General features: G+C 61.4%; 20 protein-coding genes, 1 tRNA gene and 2 rRNA genes (1 of these 23 cut by a window edge). 7 read left to right on the plus strand and 16 right to left on the minus strand.

The genetic code is table 11. The features are described from left to right. The 6 genes from H9529_RS16410 to H9529_RS16435 all read left to right on the plus strand — a co-directional run. Positions 1-1,169: ribosomal RNA gene (locus H9529_RS16410) — 23S ribosomal RNA — on the plus strand; it begins 1,606 nt to the left of the window's first position. A 78-nt stretch (positions 1,170-1,247) separates the two neighbouring features. Further along, a 5S ribosomal RNA gene (gene rrf / locus H9529_RS16415) occupies positions 1,248-1,361 on the plus strand. Positions 1,362-1,428: 67 nt separating this feature from the next. Continuing rightward, a tRNA-Met gene (locus H9529_RS16420) sits at positions 1,429-1,505 on the plus strand. Positions 1,506-1,720: 215 nt separating this feature from the next. After that, positions 1,721-1,990: a hypothetical protein gene (locus H9529_RS16425; protein ID WP_223814219.1), complete on the plus strand. Its 270-nt coding sequence runs from the start codon at positions 1,721-1,723 to the stop codon at positions 1,988-1,990. Next, positions 1,987-2,304 carry a type II toxin-antitoxin system RelE/ParE family toxin gene (locus H9529_RS16430; protein WP_092892854.1) on the plus strand — a complete coding sequence of 106 codons (318 nt, stop codon included), beginning with the start codon at positions 1,987-1,989 and terminating at the stop codon, positions 2,302-2,304. Before H9529_RS16425 ends, H9529_RS16430 begins: the two co-directional genes overlap by 4 nt. Before the next feature lie 350 nt (positions 2,305-2,654). Beyond that, positions 2,655-4,418, plus strand: a complete 1,764-nt coding sequence (locus tag H9529_RS16435; RefSeq protein ID WP_190305640.1) for a retron Ec67 family RNA-directed DNA polymerase/endonuclease — start codon at positions 2,655-2,657, stop codon at positions 4,416-4,418. 229 nt (positions 4,419-4,647) lie between these two features. On the opposite strand, the gene H9529_RS16440 is transcribed toward H9529_RS16435, so the two are convergent. The 16 genes from H9529_RS16440 to H9529_RS16510 form a co-directional block, all read right to left on the minus strand. Beyond that, entirely contained in the window at positions 4,648-6,084 is a 1,437-nt protein-coding gene (locus H9529_RS16440) for an IS1182 family transposase (protein WP_190305642.1), read from the minus strand. Positions 6,085-6,303: 219 nt separating this feature from the next. Beyond that, the gene (locus H9529_RS21240) at positions 6,304-6,435 is read right to left on the minus strand and encodes a hypothetical protein (protein WP_317889631.1); all 132 of its coding nucleotides are present in this window, start codon (positions 6,433-6,435) and stop codon (positions 6,304-6,306) included. Positions 6,436-6,457: 22 nt separating this feature from the next. Continuing rightward, positions 6,458-6,709 (minus strand): hypothetical protein, encoded by a 252-nt coding sequence (locus H9529_RS20825; protein WP_092892562.1) that lies wholly within the window; start codon positions 6,707-6,709, stop codon positions 6,458-6,460. Next, positions 6,709-7,383 carry a YcbK family protein gene (locus H9529_RS16450; protein WP_092892564.1) on the minus strand — a complete coding sequence of 225 codons (675 nt, stop codon included), beginning with the start codon at positions 7,381-7,383 and terminating at the stop codon, positions 6,709-6,711. The genes H9529_RS20825 and H9529_RS16450 overlap by 1 nt, the downstream gene beginning before the upstream one ends. A gap of 69 nt (positions 7,384-7,452) precedes the next feature. Continuing rightward, a complete protein-coding gene (locus tag H9529_RS16455) occupies positions 7,453-7,761 on the minus strand; it encodes a hypothetical protein (RefSeq protein ID WP_019956304.1) in 309 nt (102 codons plus the stop codon). Positions 7,762-7,773: 12 nt separating this feature from the next. Then, on the minus strand, positions 7,774-9,699 hold the full coding sequence (locus H9529_RS16460) for a DUF2793 domain-containing protein (RefSeq protein WP_092892566.1): 1,926 nt from the start codon (positions 9,697-9,699) through the stop codon (positions 7,774-7,776). Between the two features lie 10 nt (positions 9,700-9,709). Then, complete coding sequence (locus tag H9529_RS16465; protein WP_092892568.1) at positions 9,710-13,684, minus strand: baseplate multidomain protein megatron; 3,975 nt, start codon at positions 13,682-13,684, stop codon at positions 9,710-9,712. 10 nt (positions 13,685-13,694) lie between these two features. Next, a complete protein-coding gene (locus tag H9529_RS16470; protein WP_092892570.1) occupies positions 13,695-14,195 on the minus strand; it encodes an NlpC/P60 family protein in 501 nt (166 codons plus the stop codon). Further along, positions 14,195-15,079 carry a DUF2163 domain-containing protein gene (locus tag H9529_RS16475; RefSeq protein ID WP_092892572.1) on the minus strand — a complete coding sequence of 295 codons (885 nt, stop codon included), beginning with the start codon at positions 15,077-15,079 and terminating at the stop codon, positions 14,195-14,197. Before H9529_RS16475 ends, H9529_RS16470 begins: the two co-directional genes overlap by 1 nt. Then, on the minus strand, positions 15,076-15,702 hold the full coding sequence (locus tag H9529_RS16480; protein ID WP_092892574.1) for a DUF2460 domain-containing protein: 627 nt from the start codon (positions 15,700-15,702) through the stop codon (positions 15,076-15,078). The genes H9529_RS16475 and H9529_RS16480 overlap by 4 nt, the downstream gene beginning before the upstream one ends. Beyond that, on the minus strand, positions 15,702-18,146 hold the full coding sequence (locus tag H9529_RS16485; protein WP_092892576.1) for a phage tail tape measure C-terminal domain-containing protein: 2,445 nt from the start codon (positions 18,144-18,146) through the stop codon (positions 15,702-15,704). Before H9529_RS16485 ends, H9529_RS16480 begins: the two co-directional genes overlap by 1 nt. Continuing rightward, positions 18,139-18,372 (minus strand): DUF7697 family protein, encoded by a 234-nt coding sequence (locus H9529_RS21440; RefSeq protein WP_439822953.1) that lies wholly within the window; start codon positions 18,370-18,372, stop codon positions 18,139-18,141. The genes H9529_RS16485 and H9529_RS21440 overlap by 8 nt, the downstream gene beginning before the upstream one ends. Next, positions 18,369-18,806, minus strand: coding sequence for a hypothetical protein (locus H9529_RS16495; protein ID WP_092892578.1), 438 nt, complete (start codon positions 18,804-18,806; stop codon positions 18,369-18,371). The genes H9529_RS21440 and H9529_RS16495 overlap by 4 nt, the downstream gene beginning before the upstream one ends. Further along, complete coding sequence (locus H9529_RS16500) at positions 18,806-19,744, minus strand: phage tail tube protein (RefSeq protein WP_092892580.1); 939 nt, start codon at positions 19,742-19,744, stop codon at positions 18,806-18,808. Before H9529_RS16500 ends, H9529_RS16495 begins: the two co-directional genes overlap by 1 nt. Positions 19,745-19,769: 25 nt before the next feature. After that, positions 19,770-20,189 (minus strand): acyl-CoA transferase, encoded by a 420-nt coding sequence (locus H9529_RS16505; RefSeq protein WP_092892582.1) that lies wholly within the window; start codon positions 20,187-20,189, stop codon positions 19,770-19,772. A gap of 115 nt (positions 20,190-20,304) precedes the next feature. After that, the gene (locus H9529_RS16510; protein WP_190305643.1) at positions 20,305-21,300 is read right to left on the minus strand and encodes a LysR substrate-binding domain-containing protein; all 996 of its coding nucleotides are present in this window, start codon (positions 21,298-21,300) and stop codon (positions 20,305-20,307) included. Here H9529_RS16510 and H9529_RS16515 point away from each other — a divergent pair. After that, positions 21,299-21,889 (plus strand): nitroreductase family protein, encoded by a 591-nt coding sequence (locus tag H9529_RS16515; RefSeq protein WP_190305644.1) that lies wholly within the window; start codon positions 21,299-21,301, stop codon positions 21,887-21,889. The genes H9529_RS16510 and H9529_RS16515 overlap by 2 nt on opposite strands. Positions 21,890-22,038 lie beyond the last annotated feature (149 nt).

A 22,038-nucleotide genomic window follows, 5' to 3' on the forward strand; every position in this document is an offset into this window, starting at 1 on the left:
TAAGAACTCGCAAAATACCTCCGTAAGTTCGCGAGAAGGAGGCCCCGTCAGGACGCAAGTCTTGGCGGGGGGCACAAACCAGGGGGTGGCGACTGTTTACGAAAAACACAGGGCTCTGCGAAGTCGTAAGACGACGTATAGGGTCTGACGCCTGCCGGTGTGAAGGTTAAAAGAGGGGTGCAAGCTCCGAATTGAAAGCCCAGTAAACGGCGGCCGTAACTATAACGGTCCTAAGGTAGCGAAATTCCTTGTCGGTGTAATCGACCTGCACGAATGGCGTAACGACTTCCCGCTGTCTCAATGTGGACTCAGCGAAATTGAATTGTCTGTCAAGATGCAGACTTCCCGCGGTTAGACGAAAGACCCGTGCACCTTTACTACAGCTTCACACTGGCATCAGGCCAAGCATGTGCAGGATAGTGGTAGGCTTTGAAGTGGGACGCTAGTTCCCATGGAGCCTCCCTTGAGATACACCCTTGCTTGCTTGATGTCTAACCGCGGTCCGTTATCCGGACCGGGACCTGTGTGGCGGGTATTTGACTGGGGCGGTCGCCTCCTAAAAAGTAACGAGGCGCGCGAAGGTTGGCTCAGAGCGTCGGAAATCGCTCGTTGAGTGCAATGGCAGAAGCCAGCCTGACTGCAAGACTGACAAGTCGAGCAGAGACGAAAGTCCATAGTGATCCGGTGGTCCCAAGTGGGAGGCCATCGCTCAACGGATAAAAGGTACGCCGGAGATAACAGGCTGATGGTGCCCAAGAGTCCATATCGACGGCACCGTTTGGCACCTCGATGTCGGCTCATCTCATGGGCTGGAGCAGGTCCCAAGGGTACGGCTGTTCGCCGTTTTAAAGAGGTACGTGAGCTGGGTTTAGAACGTCGTGAGACAGTTCGGTCCCTATCTGCCGTGGGTGTAGGAGATTTGAGAAGAGTTGCCCCTAGTACGAGAGGACCGGGGTGAACGTTCCACTGGTGGACCTGTTGTGGCGCCAGCCGCAGTGCAGGGTAGCTATGAACGGACAGGATAACCGCTGAAGGCATCTAGCGGGAAGCCCCCTTCAAACAAGATCTCCCTTGAGAGCCGTGGTAGACCACCACGTCGATAGGCCGGAGATGTAAGCGCAGCAATGCGTTCAGTTGACCGGTACTAATGGCTCGATAGGCTTGATTTGATCCAGAAAAAGCAAGGCACAATCCTCGCTTCAAATCAAAAGCAGACCTCTGGATAGCTGATGGTGTTTCTTCTCCGGTTTGGTGCTATAGCACGAGCAAAACACCCGATCCCATCTCGAACTCGGAAGTTAAGTGCCGTCGCGCCAATGGTACTGCGTCTTAAGACGTGGGAGAGTAGGTCACCGCCAAACCTGACAAGAAACACAAATTTCTCTCATAACGATACAAAATGCGCACCAAATATATAGCGCAAATCAGCGCGGGATGGAGCAGCCCGGTAGCTCGTCAGGCTCATAACCTGAAGGTCGTAGGTTCAAATCCTACTCCCGCAACCAAATTACTAAATGAATTCAAACGCTTAAAGCCCGACCTAATCAGTCGGGCTTTTGCTTGCCCAATTCTTGTCAACGCCTTGTCAACGTTTGACGAGTCCCCCCTGAAAAATCGCGCTTTTTGGGTTTGGGCACGATCAGCAGCAGCGTCGCATCCGCCACCGTTGGAGCCATCGCCCGCAGCTGGTATATGACCCAGTCATACCATGGAGGCGCAGATGACCGTCAAAGCCACCCTCAGCTTTACCGACCGCCATCACCACTTCCTCACGGAAAAGGTGGGACAGGGCGTGTTCGCGACCCGGAGCGCTACTGTGGCGGCCGCATTGGAACAGATGATGCAGGATGAGCAGGAACGCGATGTGGCCCTCGCAGCCCTCACGCAGGAAATCCGCGCCCGGAAGGAAACACCGCGTTCGGCGTTTATCGACCAGGACGATGCGTTTGCTGCTGCGCGTGCCATGATCGGGACAGCGCGGGGCGTGTGAATTTCCGCATCCGGTTCCATCCTCTCGTCGCGCGTGACCTTGATGCCATCGCGCGCTGGATCCTCGATTATGCCGGGCCCGATGCGGCCGCCCGAAAGCTGGTCGAGATCGAAGCGGCCATCGCCACGCTTAAGGCCACACCACACAAAGGAAGCCTCCGCGATGAAATCGCCCCTGGTCTGAGTGCCATCCCTGCAGGCCGGAAAGCCGTGATCGCGTTTGTGGTTGATGATGACCAGAGGGAAGTTCTGATTTACGCTGTCACCTATGGCGGTGCGGATTGGGTCATGCGCAGCAGCGCGCGCGGCCGGTGACAGTCTCGGCCCCAGACCGGACCTTCGTGGACGGCGCAGCTAACGGCAGCAGTGAGCCCAAATTGACCTATGCTGCAGCATGCACATTGTGGTACTCAGGGCGGGAAGCCGTCATTCGCTGCACATCACTTGAAAGGCAGCAATGCGCAATAATGGGTTGCACGCCTCCTACTGAAGTGGCACGATTAAGTCCGAGCGCGTGGGCAGATTTTACCGTTGTGTGTTCGCGACGGATGAAACCATCGTCAGGTGGATATGCCCTTTCGGGTTTCCTTCAGCATATTTTATGTGACCCTTCGGTTGCCTAAGAGTGCCCACGGGCTCACCAAAACAGATATTTGATGGGTCATATGAATTCTCTATCCAGATTTAGATCGTGCAAAAACATCTCTGATCTTGCTTATCTCGTCGGATATCAGCCCAAGACGTTATCCTACATTCTCTATAAAATCCCAGACAAGTCGAAGTATGTGGAGTTTGAAATCCCAAAGGCGACGAAGGGCGTTCGAAAGATATCTGCTCCGATTTCCGAGCTTAAACTCGTCCAAAGTCGGTTGGCACACGTTCTGCAAGATTGCCTGATGGAAATTGAGAAGGAGCAAGCCAGTGGCGAAAATTGCATTATATCTCATGGTTTCAAGCGCCATCTGTCAATCTCAACGAATGGCTCCCGGCATGTCGATAAAAAGTGGGTTCTGAATTTCGACCTGAAGGACTTCTTCCCCTCGATAAATTTTGGCAGAGTGCGTGGCTTTTTTATGAAGAACAAGCACTTCTTGCTGGAGGAGAAGGCAGCCACTATAGTTGCGCAATTGGCGTGCCATAATAATGCTCTTCCTCAAGGTGCGCCCACATCTCCGGTAATATCCAACCTCGTAGCCAACCATCTGGACATTAGACTTTCGAGAGTTGCCACGAAGAACAGATGCACCTACACACGCTATGCTGACGACATAACGTTCTCCACAAATAAAAGTGACTTCCCGAAAGGCGTTGCTGCAGATCGTAATGATGGTAGCCCATCTGGAGACTGGGAGTTATCTAAAAAGATTCGCTCTGAAGTTAAAAGATCGGGTTTTGAAGTAAATCCTGATAAAACTCGAATGCTTTTCAGAAGGTCTCGACAAGACGTAACCGGACTCGTCGTAAATACAAAAGTAAACGTCAAGCGCGAGCTCTACAAGCAGGTTCGAGCTCAGCTGCATAGTTTCATTAAAGATGACGTTTGCTCTAAGAAAGTTAAGATCGGAGGTGTGGAAACCGAGGTGGTAGTGTCAGAGGCCGCACTCCAAGGAATGCTTAGTCACATTTTCTGGGTAAAGGGTGCCGAGTTTAACTACAGGAGACTTAATAAACCTACAGGCCCCCAAGAACCAGGTTTCTACAGGGAGTATCGACGCTTCCTTGATTACAAAACTTTTGTGGCTTCTCCCCAGCCCGTAGTTCTTTGCGAGGGGGTAACCGACAATATATACATCCAGTGCGCAATTAAGCGTAGCAAAGTCGCACGGCCGAAACTGCAAGATGCCGGGTCTTCAAGCGGCTTGGCTATTAAGCTGTTCCAGTATCCAAAAATCGGAAACAAATTGAGAGTTCCAAGTTCGGTTCAGCACCTCAATGGCGGCACTGGGGACCTTAAACAACTTATCTATAAATATAAGGGTCGCACAGATGGCTTGGCGGACAGAGGATTCATTTCTCCCGTTATCCTCTTGGTCGATAATGATCAGGGGGCGAGAGATGGTCTTTGGGGGGCAGTCAAGACTGCATCGGGCGCAAAGAAGAACGTTGATGGAACAAAGACATTTTATCACGTCACCAAAAATCTTTACGTCGTACCGACCCCTAAGCTGATCGGCGGAAAAGATAGCATGATAGAAGACTTTCTTCCTTCCTCGGTCGTATCTCAAGTTCTTGGTGGAAAGATATTCAACCCGGATGAGAAGACGTTCGACAAGAAAAAGCACTATGGAAAACGCATCTTAGCTGAGAAGGTTTCAAAAGACCAAGCGAGCATTGATTTCGCCTCCTTCTCCGCAATCCTTGACGTTATAGAGGAGGTTTTGGACCATTTCTCGGCGCTCCCACGGGTCCACGGTCGAGTAAAATTGTGATGTTTCATCCAATTCAATCGAAAGTCGAGACCAGCCGTTCGCTGCGCTGCTCACGGATGGCAGGTTTGGGCCGAGGCTGTGTGGAAACTCTCGCGCCCAGAGCAGTTTGCGATGTGATGGGTTTGCAGCAGGCATTTTGGCTTGCTTGGGTTCATGCAACCCGCCGGTGGCGCGGATATCGCGCCAATGAGGGCAGTTTGACCGGTTTTGGGGAGTGATTTCCCCTCTTTCAGGCGGGCATCGCCGCCATGAGCCCCTTGATCCCGACCAATGCGACCATGCGCTTGATGTTGTAGGCCAGCACGTTCAGCGCCATCTCGGTGCGCACGTTTTTCAGACGGCGCATCAGGAAATGGGTGGTGCCCATCCAGGCCTTGATCGTCCCGAAAGGATGCTCGACCGTGCTGCGGCGCAGGGTCATCGGATCATCGGCGCTGCGCAGACGGTCGCGCATCTCGTCCACCAGATGCTCGTATTCCCAGCGGGTGACCCGGCGCTCCGTGCCCGTGGTGCAGCGTGATTTCACGGGGCAGTTCTGGCATTCGTTGGTCCAGTATCGTCGGACCTGAAGCCCGTCTTCACGGGTGTAGCGGTAGGTCAGCTCATCGCCTGTCGGGCAAACATAGACGTCGCGGTCGGCGTCATATTTGAAGTCAGCCTTCACATACATGCCCTTCTTGCGATTGCCCGAGGTCTCCGGACGCGGCATGGTCACCGTAATGCCCGCCTTGTCGCAGGCGGCAATCTCGACACCGCTGTAATAGCCCTTGTCGGCCAGGGCATGCAGCGTGTCGCGCCCAAGCGTATCCTTGGCCGCCATCGCCATCGGGCTGAGCTGGTCACGGTCGAACCCCTTGTTGGTGACTTCATGGGTGACGATGATGTGGGTTTCAGTGTCCACTGCGCATTGCGCATTATAGCCCACCAGCCCGCTGTTACGCGCGCTGGTGGCCATCGCTCGGGCATCGGGATCAGTCAGGGAAATCTGGCCGTCCGGCGCATCGGCCAGGGCCTTGTCCATGGCATTCAGTTTCTCGATTTCCTGCTTGAGCCGCCCGTATCGATGCGCCAGATGCGTGACCTTCTCCGCCCGCACCTCGCCTTTCTCCTGCCGGTCTATGCGCACCATCTCGGTGATATAGCGCTCGACATCGGCCTCCAGATGCGCGAGACGGCTGGCGATCTTGCCCTTGGTGAAGTTCTTGTCGCGGTTGTTGACAGCCTTGAACTTGCTTCCATCGATCACCACGCATTCGCCCTTCAGCGTGCCGATCCGGCGGCACAGCTCGACGAATTGCGCGCAGGTCTTGCGGATAGCAGCACCGTTATCGCGTCGGAAATCCGCAATCGTCTTGTGATCCGGCACCAATCGCCCGAGCAGCCACATCACCTCGACATTGCGCCCGGCCTCACGCTCCAACCTGCGGCTGGACGGGATCCGGTTGAGGTAGCCATAGATGAACAGCTTCAGAAGAATGGCCGGATGGTATCCCGGTCGCCCTGTCCGCGCATGCGCCGCGCGCACAAAGCCAAGGCCCGCCAGATTAAGCTGTTCAACAAACAGATCCACCACCCGGACCAGATGATCGTCGTCAATCCAGTCCTCAAGTCGATCCGGAAACAGCGTCACCTGATCGCGATCAACACCTTCAATGAAACCCGACATAAATGCACTCCCGTATCGTAGGAAGCATACCATATCTGGGGGTTTTCACACAGCCTCGGCCGGAAGCAGGCCTTGCCCCGATAGCGTTAACGGCAGCTCCGTCCGCACTGCGGCCAGTCGTGCAGATCGCAGCGAACGGCAGTTCACTGCCCACTACGTCGGTCATCCAATTGTCCAGACGCCCTGTATTTCTCGTCGGTTCGGCGCCCGGCCCGGCAGTCACATGCACGCCCGTACCTGATCGCGCAGAACGGCGTAATCGCTTAGCATCCGGACAACGACCGCGCTCTCTGGCAGGGCAGCCACTTCGGATGCGGCGCGCGCCTGTTCGGTGACGCTGTAGAGCACCACGGGCGGACATGGCGCGCGTGCGTCAGAATTGGCCGTCGCGCAGCCGCTCAGCAAGAGCATCGCGATTAGGAGGGCGACGGCTGGCGGCGTCCAGCATCTGGCGTTGGATTTCATGGGTTCTCTCCGATGTTGAAAGTCGCTCGGTCAACCGCCCGGCTCGTTCACCGGCACGGCGGAGGTTCAGCAAGAACAGAGCGATGGTGGTGGCCGCCAAAAGCAGGCCCAGCGCTTTGCGCGCCGGGCCGCTGGCGAGGATCGCGACAAAACAATCCATCACCGCTGACCCTTCTTCCAGTCGTCAACGCGGGCGTGGATGGCGACGGCGATGCCGATCAACGCCACGGCGATGAACACCCAGCGAAGGGTGTCGAGGTAGGGCATCAGCGGCAGGATGGCCGATTGGGTTTCCGCCAGCACGTCCTGCGCGACTTCAACACCTGCGGCACCGACGGTCGCGATGCCTGCGGCCCCACCGCCTTTTAGGGTGCGGCTGTCGGCTAGCACTTCGCGGGCAGGAGCCAACTCCGGCACAAAGGGTGTTGCGCGAATGGCGAAGGGGTCGCCCCAGCTGCGCGCGGGCCCGAGGTCGATGTGCATAAAACCCGACCGAGGATAAGTGCCAAAGCCCAGAAAACCCACGGCGCGGGCGACCTCGGCGAAAGTGGCCGGATCGTGGTTCGACATGGCGATATCGAACGCGGTGCCCAGCATGTGCTTTGAAGCCGGTGCCCCGCCGACCGCGCGGTTGTGGCTGGGGCTGCGATAGCCCGAGCGGACGATCAGCGGTTTGCCGAGGCGATTGCGCAGGCTCTGCAGCTTGTCCATGGCTTCGGTGTTGATCTTGATCGCACCGGTGCCGCGGCAGGCGATCTCGGCTGGCGAAAAGCTGGGCCAACGCCAGGCGCTTTCGGGGACGTCGCGAAAATGGGCAAAGGTCGTGGTCGGCATGATTGGGCTCCAGAAATGCAAAACCCGCCTCAGGGGCGGGTGGGTTGGTCGGTCAGGATGAGGTAACGGTCAGTCGGTGCGGCCGCGCTGGAAGGCTTCAAACATCAGATCGCGCATGGCGCGGATATCTGTCTCGATGCGCTCCAGTCGGTCGGCGTCGCCCTTGCGGTCTTCGGCGCGCTGCCGATCCACGCGGTCACGCTCGGCCATAAGTTCGCGGTCCAGTCGTGCCAGCATCGCGTCATTGGTGAACGCCCGGCGCGTGACGGCGGCCAGAAGGGCAATCGTGCCGCCGATCAGGGCGGTGATGGCTGCGGTGATGCCGTGGTCGCGCAATGCGGCACCAACCTCCTGTAGCAGGGTGGTTCGTTCTGTCATGATGATGTCCCTTCAATAATCCGTCTCGACGTAGACACCCGAGCAGTCGTAGGCGACGGCCGCCGCCGTTGCGCCGTTGTTCATGTAATTGCGCGGGCTCAGAAGCTGGGTGGCGGCGGGCATGTCGGTGGCGATGGTGAATTCGACGGCGGCACCGCTGACTTCCTCGACCACACGGACGCCGATGTCGGATCCGTTCGGCGCGGCGGCGATATAGAGCGTCAGCACATTGGTCAGGCTGTTCACCGGGAAACTGGCGCCCAGATCGGTCAGCGTCGGCGCGCCTGTGCCATCGTTGTGCACCAGCTGCCAGTTGGTATGGGTGCCGCGCTGGAAGCCGATGCCGATGCAGTTGACCGCAGCCGCCAATGTCAGCGTGGTGGCCAGCGCAGCAGTCGAGCCGTAAAGCCCGAAGAACCCCATGCCATTGGCCTGCAGGGTCGTAAGGGACAGCCGGTTGACGTAGTTCCATCCGCCCAAACCATCGGCATTGCCGCGCCAGCATACCCAGCCTGCGGATCGTTCTTCGGCCACCGCGTCGGCCGTCGCAGCGCTCGTCACCCGCCAGCGCCGCATGCTGGTGGAAAGATTGGTGGTGGCCAGCGTCGGCGTCGCCACGGTACCCACGGCCGTGCGGGGCATGCCATTGGTGTTGACCGTGGTGCTGGTTGAGGGTGCCCATGTCGCGATCCGGTTGACCCCGAAGTGGGGCTGCAAGGGGAAGAAGCGTCCCGAGGGGCGCTGCACATCCAGCCATCCGGCCCCAGCGCGATCACGGGCGTAGACGGCGAGCTTGCCTGCGGGCGGCGGGTCCGGGGCGGCGGGCAGGCTCGGCATGTGCAGGGGTTCGGGCAGTTCAACCCGGCCCGAGCTGCGGTCGATCCTGATGGCGTCAAAAAAGGTCGATCCGTTCGGGCTGACCTTGAAGCCGAAGTCGTCATTGCCCAGCAACCCGATCAGCGCCCGCGCCGAAAACCCGGTCTTGAACGCGAAGGCGGCATCGTTGGCCGGGGCGTTCTTGTTGAACGTGGCCTCGATCCCCGCGCCTGCATTATTGAACAGCATAGCCGGGGCGTTGATCGACAGGCGGTTGTAGCTGTCAGCTGTGGCCCCGCCGAGGCCCAGCAGTTGCGCCGTCAGGTTTGCTTGCGGCATCCCGACCTGTGTCACGGCATTGGCGAAAGTGACGGTCGGCGTGTTCACCACCGTGGCCCCGTCAGCCCCTGCGGTGGCCGAGCCGATGTTGACGACCGTGGTTGATCCCGATGCGCCGCCGGTGCCGAGGTTCAGCGTCTTGGTGACCCCGGTCGTCGTGGTCCCGGTTCCCATCCCATAGGTTGCTGTCGTCGTTGCCGTGCCGATGTTTGCCGCGGCTGCCGATACCGTCACCGTGCCCGACGCCGTCAGGGTGCCGGAAAAGGTCTTGTTGCCGCTGAACGTTTGGGTGCCTGCAAGGATTGCCAGTTCCGATGACGTGTTTGGCAGGGTGAACGTCCGCGTTGTGCCGGTGGTGATGCCAGACAAAGAAAACGTCGCCTTCTTCGTTGGATCGGCATTGTTCACCAGACTGAAGATGGCATCAGACACATCCACCGGTTCGCCGACCGCCTCCCAGGTGGTGCCATTCCAGACAACAAAGGCAGCCTCATCCGCGATCCAAGCCAGCCAGCCCGGGCGCGGTACCAAGCGCATCCAGACGCCGTCGACCCAGAAGGCCACGTTCAGATCCCAGCCGGCCCACAGCCCGGTGGCCCCACTGGCCACGATATGCCGATCACCGTCAGCGGGACTGGCAGGCGGCGTGGTGCGCGTGCGATCAAGGACCGACAGCTGGACCATGGCATCGAGCAGCCGCAGCGCTTCATTGTGGGTGACGTGCTTTTGGGCCTGCGATGCCAGGATGTATGGCAGCAGGAGATGGGTGGTGATGTCGGACATGGTCCTGCTTTCAGAAGGTGAGCGTGACGGATCGAACGGCACCCCGGCCGACCAGGGCCGAGAGTTGGTAGATCCGAATTGCGATGGATTGGCCCGGGCCGAGGGGCGCGCCCCAATCGGCGGTCTGCTGGGCGGCGGTGTAGAGGGCAGAGGGTGTGGCAACTTCTAAGGTTCTCTTACGAGTTGCCCCGTCCAGAATATCGACCTCATAGGCCTCACTGTCTTCTGCCAAAGGAACATCGCCCGCACCCCAGTTGTCGGCCGCCAGCGACCGCGACCGGCGCGTCCAGCGGATCGTCAGATCGCCGGGGCTGCGCGCTGTTCGCCATGGCTGTGGAACATGGCACCCCGAGAAGGGCCGCAGCCCAGCGCCCTCCGGCGTGAATGTGGCCGCGACAAAGGTTTCATCGCTGACCGGGCGGGATGCCGGGCCGACTCGCCAGTTCCATGGCAGACCGAGATCGGCCTCAGAAATCGGTAGTGAGGCCAGCGTGGTGTCCAGCACGACAACCCGCGCGCCAGTGGGCACGACGCTGACGACTGCGTTTTCCGTCCCGCGTTGGCCACGCAGCAGCCGGGTCAGGCGATACCGCCCCGGCGCGACCAGTTCTGCCGCGCCCGCTTGGACGATTTCCCATTGCCCGAGACCAGTTTCTACCGCCAGCGCATTGGCCCCGCCCAGCAAGGCAATGTCGGTGACACTCTCCAGCGTGCCTGAGAACAGATCGATGACCAGCGCATTGCCAAGATCGAACCTCGACACTGGTCCGGAAAAGAAGTCCGCTGCCAACACACCGATGCGGGCGCGAGTGCCAAATGTTGTCAGCAGGTCAAACCCATCCGTCGCGGCGCTGCGATAGACGGCCATTTCGCCGGGCCACGGCTTTGCATGGGCTGCAATGACCGGCCGGTGCGCAGGTTGATCCTCGCGCAGCTGTGGCAGATCCAGCAGAAGAACGTCAGGTGCCCCGAATACGGTCGGCGTCGACAGCGAAGCTGGGCGAGGATCGCCGGGCGGCAGATCATAAACGGCACGGTCTTGGCGGACAGCATCGATGCTGCGCAGATCGGAATCCGCAATCGACACAAGCCGCATTTCGGTCAGGCGGCCGTCATGATCGAGCAGGATCACATCGCAAGGATCCAGCGCTAATCGCGAGGGCGGCAGACGAAACACGGCAGTTTCGCGCCCGACCCAAGCCTCCATCAAGGCGCGGCGGCAGCGGCGTTCGGCTTCCTCTGGCGGCACTGCCATCGGGAACGCCTCGGACGCGATGCGTGTGGTATCGACGGTGATGCGCCGGGCCTCGACTTGCGCCGCGTCATAATCCTCATCCGCGCGGGCGACCTGCCATTTCAGCGCCTGCGGCAGTTCGGTTTCCTGCGCGCGGGTCAGTTCCATCACATCGCCCTGTGCCGAGGCGGGGGCCACCATGCTGTCGGGTGTGATGGTCAGACCGGCGATCCGGCCGCGCATCAGGAACTTGATGCGGCCTTCGCTCTCCACCGCATCGAAGCCGAAATGCCGGGCAAGCGTGGAAATCGACGCGCGCGGGGCTTCCAATGCTGAGATGACATAGCCCTCGACCGCGCCCCAAAGCCCGGAAATGTCGATATGAGATTCCGGCATTCCGGCGCGCAGGCAAAGGTGGCGAACAAGGGCTGCCAATGATACCGCGCCAAGCCGCCCGGTCAGCCAGTGACCGAGTTGCCAATTCGGGCCATCGGTCCAGACGTCCGTCAGTTCGGGAAAGAACGGATAGGGTCGCGCGTCCCAGGTCCATGCGGCGCATTCCGGCACATGAACCATCCGCGTACTGGTCACTCCCGAAAGCGGGTTGTTGGCTGGTGCTGACCAGAACAGATAGGTCGCCTCTAGATAGGCGCGCTGGATCGCATCGTCGCGCCAGCCGCGTGAGAAATACGGCGTGAAGCTCTCCGATGACTTCGGATCGAAGAAGACGTTCGGCTGGTTGGTGCCGCGATCAATGGCGGGGCAGCCCAATTCGGTGAACCAGATCGGCTTTGACTGCGGCACCCATGCGGTTGGCGTGCCGCTTTCCACACCACTGGGTCGGTTGAAATGCGGGTTTTGCCACCATGCCCGCATATCCTTGAAGCGGAAGACCCATGGCTTGGCCGCTGCGCCATCGCTGATTGGCGTGCGGTTTTGTGCCGTTCGATCCAAGGCGCTGGCATAGAACCAGTCAAACCCCTCGCCGCCGTTGATGTTCGACTGAAGATAGCCCCGATCATAAATCGCCGGAGCCAGTGCTGCATCAGAATGATCGAACCCGTCGCGCCAGTCCGACAGCGGCATGTAGTTGTCGATGCCGATGAAATCGATGTTCGCGTCCGACCAGAGCGGATCGAGGTGGAAATAGACATCGCCAGAACCGTCGCCGGGCTGGTGGCCGAAATACTCCGACCAGTCGGCTGCGTAGCTGATCTTGGTGCCCGGCCCGAGGATTGCACGGACGGCCGCAGCCAGATCGCGATAGGCCTGCACCGCCGGATAGGTCGCGGCCCCGCTGCGGATCGTGGTCAGACCGGGCATCTCGGTACCAATCAGGAAGGCATCGACGCCGCCCGCCGCTTTGCAAAGATGGGCGTAGTGCAGCACCATGCGGCGCAAGCCCCACTCACCGACCGGGCCGGTCCAAGTGACGGTTTCGCCGGAAACGCTGAAGTTGGCAGGCGTCGCAGTGCCGAACAAGGCTGCAACCTGCGCGGTGGCCATGGCGGTCTTATCGATTGATCCGGCAAAGCCCGCAGCCGGGGAACAGGTAATCCGACCGCGCCATGGAAAGCTGGGCTGGCCAGTAGTCGCGCTATTGTCGGAATATGGGTTTGGCAGGGCGTTGCCAGGCGGCACATCCATCAGGATGAACGGATAGAAGGTCACACGCAGGCCGCGCGCCTTCATTTCCCTGACTGCCTGTACCACCGCGAAGTCTGCAGGCGTGCCGCCATAAACAGGTCGGTCCTCGGCATCACGGCTGACGAGAAAGGCAGTTGCACGACTGACGCCGTTAACTGACCAGGAAGAGGGCGTGGTGGTCTTTGCCGCAACCTCGACGCCGGGGCGAACCTTGCAATTGCCTGCGCGCAGGTCATCGCCGAACCACGCCACCACCAGCGACACGCTTTCGACCGCCGGTGCCATGGACTGCAGCCGGTCCAGCGCCACGACGATGTCTGCCGTGTCGGAAATGGCGTTCAGGTTCTCGGCAATGGTGCTGCCGCCGGGGCCAGATGTTTTCTTGACCGATGCGGTTGCATAGCTGAACTCACCAGAGGCCGGGATCAGGGTCACGGCTTTGACCTGGCCCTCGGCAGTGTCCAGATCCGCCAGTGGCCGGAACACTTCAAAACTGATCTGCGGCAGACGGTTGCCGAAGGCGCTGAGGTCGAGCTCTTCGAACACCACATAGGCGGTGCCGCGATAAGCAGGCGTTCTGTCCGTGCCCATCTTGGCAGAAATGAACGGGTCCGGGCCCTGCGTCTCGTTGCCGGGATACCAGCGCCAGTTGACGCCGGTCAAATCCATGGGCTTGCCGTCCGCCCAGACGCGGCCAATGCCGGTGATCTCGCCCTCGCAAAGCGCCACGGCGAAGGAGGCGTAGTACAAATATTCGGTCGTCTTGACCTTGCCGCCCCCGCCACCCTTGCCGCCACCTTGGGTCGTGGTCTTCGTCTCCTCGCGGAAATCGGTGGCCCAGATGATATTGCCGCCGATGCGCATCCGACCGAACAGGCGCGGGATCACGGCCCCTTCGGTCGAGGAGGTGATCCGCAGGCCGTCAAGGCGCGCGCCCTCGATGCGTTGAGCGGGAGCGAGGGAGGACACGATCCAGTTGTCGACCAAGGACCCGACGCTCGATCCGATAAAGCCGCCGATGGTGACGGCGCTTATGCCAAGCAGCCCGCCGCCGATGGAACCACCGATCGCGGAGCCAACCGCGCCGAGTACAAGCGTTGCCATATGGGGTCTTTCAGATGCTGTGGGAGGGTGGAAACAGAAAAGCGAAGGCAATGCGCCGCTGCCATGTCGGGGTCAGGATTTCCTCGACGACGCCAAGGCGCTCGTAGGAATGGATGAAACTGTCAGGCGCGGTCAGGATGCCCACATGCTTTGCAATGGCGCGCGGAGCCATGCGGAACAGGACCAGCGCGCCGGGACCGACATCACGTATTGCAATCGGGATCAACATCGATGCGGCACCGTTCGCCAGCACCTCGTGCGGCCCTGTTTCGCCCCAATCCCGACTGTAGGGCGGGATCGGAAAAAGCTCGTTCCCGACGACGTCGCGCCAGACGCCGCGTGCCAGCCCGAGGCAGTCGCAACCCACCCCGCGCAGGCTGGCTTGGTCGTGATAGGGCGTGCCGAGCCATGCCCGCGCTGTGGCGACAACGAGGACGGGATCAGCGATGGCTCTCGTGCATCGTGAGACGATGCACTGCCGCCCGCCGTTTGCAACGGAAACGTCGTTCATCACAGCACGCTTCCTTCATGGCCGCCGTCTTGGCTGGCGTAGCGCAACACGGCATCCTGTCCAGGGATGTTCGGGAACCCGCGAAAGTTGGCGGTGTTGGCGAACTTCGCCCCACAGGTGGCGATGCGCTTGTCGCAGCCCGCCCGCGCGATAAAGCTGTCTCCCTCGGCGAAGGCGCGCACCGGGGCTTCCAAGAGGGTCAGGGTGGCGATGGCATCGGTCAGGCCATGAGCCAGAACTTCAGTGATCCGCCCGGCATTGGCACCGCTGGTCCAGGTGACTGTTCCGGATGTGAACCAGCCAGCGTTAAAGCCGGGCAAACCAGACGCCATGAACGCTCGGTCGCGCAACAGGTCCGTGACCACGCCCGAGCCCTTATAAACGCCGTTTTCCAGATCGATCCCGCAACGCGCATCACCCAACGCCGCATCACACCCCGCCTGAAACGTGCGCCCGACAGTCTGGCCAAGGATATGCGCAAGTGACCGCACCTCGGCGACAAACGCCATACGCCCGCGCCGGATTTGCCCGACCGCTCCGCGCCGCAGCAGCACCCGCTGGCTGGTGTCGGCCCAGTTCACCCGCCACAGCTCCACCGCCGCATTGTCCCAGCGCCCGTCCAAGATGTCGGTCTCGGTGATCCGGTCCGAGGTCAGCACGCCACTTGCGTCCTGTGCATCGACGGCCAAATCAGAGCCGGAGCGAATTTCCGAGGCCGCAAACCCACTCTCCGGTTCAAACTCAGTGCCGTCAAAGCTGAGGGCGCGATCATGATCGGTGAAGCCCAGCGCCATGCCGTCCGCTCGCGAAATCCGCCAGCACCAGGACAAGGTGGTGGTGCCATCGTCCAGATGCGTCTGCAGTGAAGGCGAGAGCGATTTCATCTGCGGATCTCCAGAAGAGGGATGGACGTGATTGACCCGAGCCGCTCGATATCGAGGGTCACGTCCAGCGTGTCGGTGTCGAAGCGGACGGGCACATCGAATTCGAAGCCTGTCGTGATCGCAACGCCTGCGCCGGGAGGGGCAGCGAAAGAGACACTGCCGTTGGTGGTATCGACGCTCCAGCCGGTCATCTGTTCGACGCCGTTCAAGGCAAGGCGGACGGTGCCAGCGACAGGTTTGACGATGACGCGGGTCCAGCTTTGCGCGCCGGAAGTGTAACGTTTCAGGAGGCCGAAGGTTGTGACCGCACCATTTCCAGTGCCGATGGGTTGGTCGGTCGGAGCCACCGCTTGCGATGGCAGGCAGGATTTGTAATCGGCCCAGTCCTTGTAGCGAAAGCCATGCAGGCGGCCGTTGCGCGCCTCAAAGAAGGCGACGACCAAAGCCAGATCATCGGCGCGACGGATACCATAAGCCACATCATAGCGGCGGCGCGAGTTGGCCCAGCTGGCATTGCGTTCTTCGTCGCCGCTCGCCAGCTCGACAATCTGGGTGCGCCGTTCCGGGCCGCCCCGCGCGCCACGGCTGATATTGTCGGGGAACCTGACCTCATGAAACGCCATCACATGCCCCTCCGGCCCAGCGACACGGCGCGGGCGATGTCGGCCGCGACCTGCGTGCGCGATTGCCGGAAGCTTTCGGCATCGCGGGACATAATGGTGACGTTGACGGCGGGCGCGGCGCTGGACTGGCCATAGCCCGCCGCCTCCCGCCGCGACAGCACCCGTTCCCCGCGCTGCAGGATAGCCGGAACCTCGTCCGGTCGAAGTCCCGCCCAGCCGCCCGCATGCATACGCGGGGCACTCGCGAAGGTCAGCGCAGGGACCATGCGGCCCGGGCCCGGCGATCCGACCGTGCCGCCTGCATGCAGGATATCTGCGAACAATCCACCCGCACCGCCCAGCGCGCCTGAGAGGGCAGTGGCTATAGGACCGAGGATGAAGCGCCGCGCCGCCAGTTTTGCCAGATCGGCGATCATCGAGGTGACGAGGTCGCGGAAGTCGAGCTTGCCGGTTTTGACGAAGGTGGCCACGGCATTCTCGGCGCTCTGGAATGCGCCGACCAGTGTCTGGCCGATATCGCCACCGATATCGCGGGCCTTTGAGGCATAGACGGCGAGCGCTGCCGTGACTGCGCCCCAGCCTATTGCGGCCTGTTCCGCGCCCTCGGCTGCTGCTGCCCCGGCAGCGCGCGCCGCGGCTCCCGAACCACCGGCAGCGGCGGCAGTCTCGTCCAGCTCGAGCCCGAGCGCATCCGCCGAGGCCGCAGCATCGGCCAGTGCGGCTTCAGCCTCCGCCCCGCTGCCGGTTACCGCGTCGCGCAGCGCTTGCCAGGTTGCCAGTGGGCGACCAGCGGCATCTGCGAGCATTCCCGCCGCCTCGTGATAGCCGTCGGCGCGGGCCCGGGCGTCGTCGGCCATTGTGGCAAGCCCCAGATCGGGTGGTTCAAGATAAGTGCGCGACAGCGCGGCGGAGAAGGCATCACCTGCGGCGGCACCCGCTGCGGTTGCCGCACCCTCGAACGGGTTGCCGATCTGCGCCAGGTCCACCGGCTCCAGCGTGCCGATCCGGACCCCACCTTCACCCGTCGCCCATTCCGGCAGCAGCGCCAGAGCAGCATTCAAGCCGTTGATGAAACTGTTGATCCGGGTGACGACACCGTTCAGCATCGCCTCGACGCCGGAGATCAACCCATTTGCGGCCTGAAAGGCAAAGTCACCGATGGCGCCGGGCAGACTGCCCCAGATCGCCTTCATCGCATCGAAAGCGCCCTGGAAGATCGCCACTGACCTGTCGCCGAAGCTGACAACCCCCGCGATGGTGCCCTCAAGTGCCGTGAGACTTGCGGCCTTCATCCTCTCCCACCCGGCCGCCATGCGCGCAAATGCACCATCCAGCGCCAACCCCATCCGCGACCAGACCTCCTTGGCCAGATCGCCAAGCAACCGGAACGCCTCTCCAACGCCACCAACCCGGGCCACCAGCCGGGTGAACTGATAGACCAGTTCGCCTGCGCCGACGATCAGCGCGCCGATGCCGGTTCGGATCAAGGCGCCACGCAGGATGACCAGCGCCGTAGCCAACCCGCGCACGGAAAGCGCCGCCGCCGCCATGCCCGCCACCCAGCGCCCGGCCATGATGCCCGCGAAGGTGGCGGCATAAGTCGTCAGCCGCCCGATGTTGTCGAACAGAGCCTTGATCGCGATGCCCAGTGGCCCGGTGCGGCTGGCAATAGCGGCCATGGCGTTGGCCACCGCCTCCAAGGCAGGCGCTGCAGCGACAGCGAGCTGGTTCGACAGCCCGCGCCAGATCAGGCCGAGACGCGAGATTGCGTCATTGGTTCGTTCGATCTGGTCTGCGTCCTGCTCCGAGACGACCACTCCGAAGGCAAGCACATCCTCGGTCGCCTGGCGCAGTGTCGCCGTGTCGATCCGGGTGAACACCAGGGCCGCGCGGTCGCCGAAGAGCTGCGAGGCCACCGCCGCGCGTTCGGCCTCGGGGACAAATTGCCCCAGCGCCTCCTGAATGGCCGCGATGCGCGCATCCAGCGGCAGGCGTTGCAACTCCTCGGCCGAGAGGTGCAGGCGGTCCAAGGCATCGACCGCTGGTCCGGTTCCGGCGGCCGCCTGGCTCAGCCGCCGCGTCAGCTGCACGGTGGCTTGCTCGACCTGACCCATCGACACGCCCGCCAGATCGCCCGCGCGCTCCAGCACCTGAAGGCTGGCGACCGTCGTGCCGAGCGATTGTGCCATCTTGGCCTGCGCATCGACGGTCTGCAGCCCCGAGCGGATCATCGCCACGCCCGCCGCCGCCAGTGCCGCAGTGGCGGCCGCAGCAGCCACCGTCGCGCGGCGGGCAAAGGCGGCAACGCGCGCATTCGCCATGTCCATCTCGCGCGACAGCCGCCCGAAGCCCCGCGCCCCGGCATCACCCACACCTTCCAACTCGGCGCGGACCTGGCGGCCGCCCTCTGCCACAAGGCGGACGGATACGCGTTTTTCAGCCATCGCGGCTTCCTTCCATTTGTTCGTTCAGTTTGCGGACCATCACCGCCTCGATCTCGGGCAGCAGTTCGGCGGCGATCAGGGCGTTCACGCCCAGCGCCTGTGCGAGGGCGAGGGCCGCGCCCATGTCCCATCCGAGGACCGCGCCGGGGATGACCCGCAGCTGGCCCCCGAGGCGGCCGACCAGATCCCAGACCTGCCAGCCCTCCGGCGTTTGTGGCTGGTTCAGTCTTGTGGGGCAGTCGGGGCAGCGCCCCGTGCAGGCCGTGCAGTAGCGGTCGCCCCCGCCGAAGGACCACTCGGCAAGGGCGCGGAGACGTTTTTTTCCGCGTCCAGGATCAGACCCTTGGCGACGTATTGAGTCTGGAAGGCCTCGAAGACCGGCCAGATTTCCAGAAGGGCGTCGATGCCCTCGGGGGTGACGGGCACGATATTGCCCGCGTCATCTCCCACGCCCTCCCAATCCAGCACTGCGCGGCGGGCCACGGCTTTCGCCATGGCCAGCGCCAGTTCCTCTTGGGAAGCACCATCGGGCAGTCCTTCGATTGCCGGATCGGCGCGGGCCGATACCATCAGGGCGGTGGTCAGGGGGCCTACCAGCAGGCGCAGGCCAGGTGCGAGGTCCAGCCATTGCGGCGTGGCGGTCAGGTTCAGACGGATCATCAGTATGCCTCGATATCGTTGATCAGGGTTGCGGTGCACATGCGGGCGGGGCTGGCGGCTTTCGCCGCTTGCCAGTCAAATGTCGCCTGCACGCCTTGCGGCCCGGAAATCTCGATCCGGGGGCGCGGCAGGTAAACGGCGTGGACCGTGAAGGTGAAACTTTCGCCCGAGGGCAGGACATAGGCGAAGCTGATCTCGCAGGGATCGCCGTTGATTGCCTGCGTCACCAGCGTGCTGTCGGCAAAGCGAACCTCGATCCGGCCGGTCAGTGCTGCGATGGACGGGTCTGCCCCGTCGATCTTGCCGTCGCTGCGGATGGTCTCGATCCGGTCGAGGTTGTTGGCATAGGTGATTTCGGCCGAGACCACGTTGCCGAGGGCGCTGCCGTTCCTGCTGATCGCACCGTTGAAATGGCCGAACCGCTTCAGCGCCAGTTCAGCAGGGGTGCCCGCGCTGGTCGTAATCGCAATGGTCTCGCCCTGTGCCACCAGCCGGGCGGTGGCTGTCAGTAGGCCAGAGCGTTGCACCTGCCACGACAGCTGATCCAGCACGCAGCCCGAATACATCGCAAAACGCGGTACCTCGGGCATGCCGGTCTCGATCGACATCGATGGCAGGGTCCAGCCGCCCGAGCGGAACTCATGGGTGTAGGGCCCCACGCCAGAGGTGGTCGGATCGCCGAAGGCCGCCTTCAGCCAGAACCCGAAGGCTTCGGCATCGATCGGCACCATCACATCGCCATCGGCCGTCACCGCATCCTTGATCGGGGCGAGAGGGTCGCGGCCATAACCAAGCAACTCGCTGTTCAGAAGCGGCTGCTCCGATCCCAGCGAGGTGCTGGCAAACGGCATTTTAGTGAACCCACTCACCGGCGGGGTGCCGTAAACCGTCTCATACGCAAGCGCCATCTGCGCCCGCGCACCTTGCGCACGTGCCATATCTTTCTCCTAATTATACGGGGTGTCAGGCCAGAGGGCCGGTGGTGGTGTAGTGCAACACGACGGTGATCAACGCCGCTTTGAGCGCCACCGCGCCCTCAATCGGCAAGTCGACCGAAGCTGGGGCTTCTGGTTCAACCCAATCGCAGAGACCGCCGAGGGTGCGGTCTGCATTTAGCGCCGTGCCTATCGCAGCGATCAGCGTGTCGAAGGCGGCGTCACGGTCTGGACCCTGAACCACCGCCTCGATCTCGGCACGGTGTTGGTAGTGGTAGCGTAGCGGCGAGAGCGTCACCTCGGGCTCTCCCGGTTCGCCATCGCGCAGGATCAGCAGACCCGCGGCGGGCACGCGCTCGGGCAGGACATCGCCGCGCAGAGCGGTGGCGGGCAGCTCCGATAGCCGCACGTGCAGCGCGGTAAGGATGTTCTCGCGGGGTGTTGGCATGGTTTCACTTGATCATGATCTTGCAAATGGTTTCGGCTCCATGCCCCGCGCATGGAATGGTGCTGTCGCAAGATTCTGAGTTGCGGGTGCGCGGTTAGCAACGAAGACTATGACTTTATGTCAGCGATGCCTGCTGCTTTAGCCATGCAATGAAGATGCGCAGCGGGCGGCGAGGTTCAATGCCGTGCCGCGTAACAAGCCAATAGGCATGGTCCAACTCCACCGACACAGGAAATGGGCGCACGAGATTTCCGCTCTCCAACCAGCTTTCCGCCAGGCGCTCGCGAGCGAGGGCAACGCCTTGACCCATAGCGGCTGCGCGCAGGAGCAGGGACGAACTGGCAAATCGGGCCCCCCGGTCAAATCGCTTTGCCATTGCAGGGGTCATCGCAATGCCAGCCTGTGACAGCCATTGGCTCCATTGCGCGTGCGGATCGTCATCGTGAAGGAGAGGTAACTTGTCGAGACTGTCAGGTTGGGTGAGCCTGGCGGCGATATCGGGTGTGCAAACTGGAAAAAGCCTGTCGCTCATGAACGCCTCCACATTTACACCCGGCCATTCCCCAAGGCCCATCCGGATGGCGAGGTCACAGCCGCCAGACCGGGGATTGACGATCTCTTTTCCTTCTTCCAGCCAGATTTCTATGTGCGAATGTTGCGATCGGAAATCCGACAGGCGCGGCATCAGCCACTCCGATGCGAAGGATGCCGTCGTGGTGATGCGCACAACGTTGTCGCTCACTTCCAGAAGAGCCTGTGTACCATCATGGAGAAGGTCAAATGCCTGTCCGGCGATTTCCGCGAAAGCTGCGCCTGCATCGGTAACAACCAGTCGTCCGGTATCGCGTTTGAATAATGGACGCCCGATCCAGTCTTCCAGCTGCTGGATTTGGCGACTGATCGCTCCGTGAGTAACGCCTGTCTCAGCGGCTGCGGCGACTGTCGTGCCGCAGCGTACCGCGGCTTCGAAAGCCTTGACAGCATTGAGTGAAGGGAGCTTTCGAGGCAAACCGGATACCCTGTGAGTTTTTAGCACACCGTATCGAAAACTACGCGCTTTGGCTTGAATTGCAAGGGTGGCAATAGTTCCTGAAAAGGAGACACCCACCATGCCAGAGAAAACTGCAAGAACGGATCACCCGATCCACGCCATACTGGCTTCAAGATGGAGCCCGCGGGCTTTCTCATTCCAGCTTCTCGACAACGAGACCATCGCTTCGATGTTCGATGCGGCACGTTGGTCTCCATCCGCGAACAACCTCCAGCCGTGGGCATTCGTCTATACGGTCCGAGGCACGCAGGATTTTGATGTGCTTTGCGGATGCCTAAAGGAGTCGAATGCACTGTGGGCCTGCAATGCCGCCATTTTGGTGCTTGCGCTCGAACGTCCATCAAAACCGGATGGCAGTCCGAATGCCCATGCCCGTTACGATCTCGGCCAGGCAGTTGCACATATGACATTTCAGGCGTCTGCCCTGGGGCTCCACGTTCATCAGATGGCCGGCTTCGATGCTGCGCGCGCGTGTGCGTCACTCGGCATTCCGGCTGACCTTCTGGCGGTGACGATCCTCGCTATCGGCCATCTCGGTGAACCATCGAGCTTGCCCGCAACATTGCAGGAGAAGGAACTTGCGACTCGCAGCAGAAACCCGGTCAGTGCATTTGTCCATACCGGTCGCTGGCCGAACCATGTGGTTTGAGACCGTCTCGAAGCTGATCCGTCTTTGGGCAAACCGACACACTCAGCGCAGGGAACTGGCTCGGATGGAAGCTCATCACCGGGAGGATATTGGCCGAACCCTTCCGGAAGTTCGTCGCGAGTGCAAGAAGTGGTTCTGGCAGAAATAGT

This window comes from Roseicitreum antarcticum (assembly GCF_014681765.1).
In the GTDB taxonomy this organism is placed as follows: domain Bacteria; phylum Pseudomonadota; class Alphaproteobacteria; order Rhodobacterales; family Rhodobacteraceae; genus Roseicitreum; species Roseicitreum antarcticum.

Bases quoted from the DNA above. Each gene is read 5' to 3' on its own strand.
- H9529_RS16425 (WP_223814219.1), top strand. From the start codon at position 1,721: ATGACCGTCAAAGCCACCCTCAGCTTTACCGACCGCCATCACCACTTC.
- H9529_RS16435 (WP_190305640.1), top strand. From the start codon at position 2,655: ATGAATTCTCTATCCAGATTTAGATCGTGCAAAAACATCTCTGATCTT.
- H9529_RS16440 (WP_190305642.1), bottom strand. From the start codon at position 6,084: ATGTCGGGTTTCATTGAAGGTGTTGATCGCGATCAGGTGACGCTGTTT.
- H9529_RS20825 (WP_092892562.1), bottom strand. From the start codon at position 6,709: ATGGATTGTTTTGTCGCGATCCTCGCCAGCGGCCCGGCGCGCAAAGCG.
- H9529_RS16450 (WP_092892564.1), bottom strand. From the start codon at position 7,383: ATGCCGACCACGACCTTTGCCCATTTTCGCGACGTCCCCGAAAGCGCC.
- H9529_RS16455 (WP_019956304.1), bottom strand. From the start codon at position 7,761: ATGACAGAACGAACCACCCTGCTACAGGAGGTTGGTGCCGCATTGCGC.
- H9529_RS16460 (WP_092892566.1), bottom strand. From the start codon at position 9,699: ATGTCCGACATCACCACCCATCTCCTGCTGCCATACATCCTGGCATCG.
- H9529_RS16465 (WP_092892568.1), bottom strand. From the start codon at position 13,684: ATGGCAACGCTTGTACTCGGCGCGGTTGGCTCCGCGATCGGTGGTTCC.
- H9529_RS16470 (WP_092892570.1), bottom strand. From the start codon at position 14,195: ATGAACGACGTTTCCGTTGCAAACGGCGGGCGGCAGTGCATCGTCTCA.
- H9529_RS16475 (WP_092892572.1), bottom strand. From the start codon at position 15,079: ATGAAATCGCTCTCGCCTTCACTGCAGACGCATCTGGACGATGGCACC.
- H9529_RS16480 (WP_092892574.1), bottom strand. From the start codon at position 15,702: ATGGCGTTTCATGAGGTCAGGTTCCCCGACAATATCAGCCGTGGCGCG.
- H9529_RS16485 (WP_092892576.1), bottom strand. From the start codon at position 18,146: ATGGCTGAAAAACGCGTATCCGTCCGCCTTGTGGCAGAGGGCGGCCGC.
- H9529_RS16495 (WP_092892578.1), bottom strand. From the start codon at position 18,806: ATGATCCGTCTGAACCTGACCGCCACGCCGCAATGGCTGGACCTCGCA.
- H9529_RS16500 (WP_092892580.1), bottom strand. From the start codon at position 19,744: ATGGCACGTGCGCAAGGTGCGCGGGCGCAGATGGCGCTTGCGTATGAG.
- H9529_RS16505 (WP_092892582.1), bottom strand. From the start codon at position 20,189: ATGCCAACACCCCGCGAGAACATCCTTACCGCGCTGCACGTGCGGCTA.
- H9529_RS16515 (WP_190305644.1), top strand. From the start codon at position 21,299: ATGCCAGAGAAAACTGCAAGAACGGATCACCCGATCCACGCCATACTG.
- H9529_RS16510 (WP_190305643.1), bottom strand. From the start codon at position 21,300: ATGGTGGGTGTCTCCTTTTCAGGAACTATTGCCACCCTTGCAATTCAA.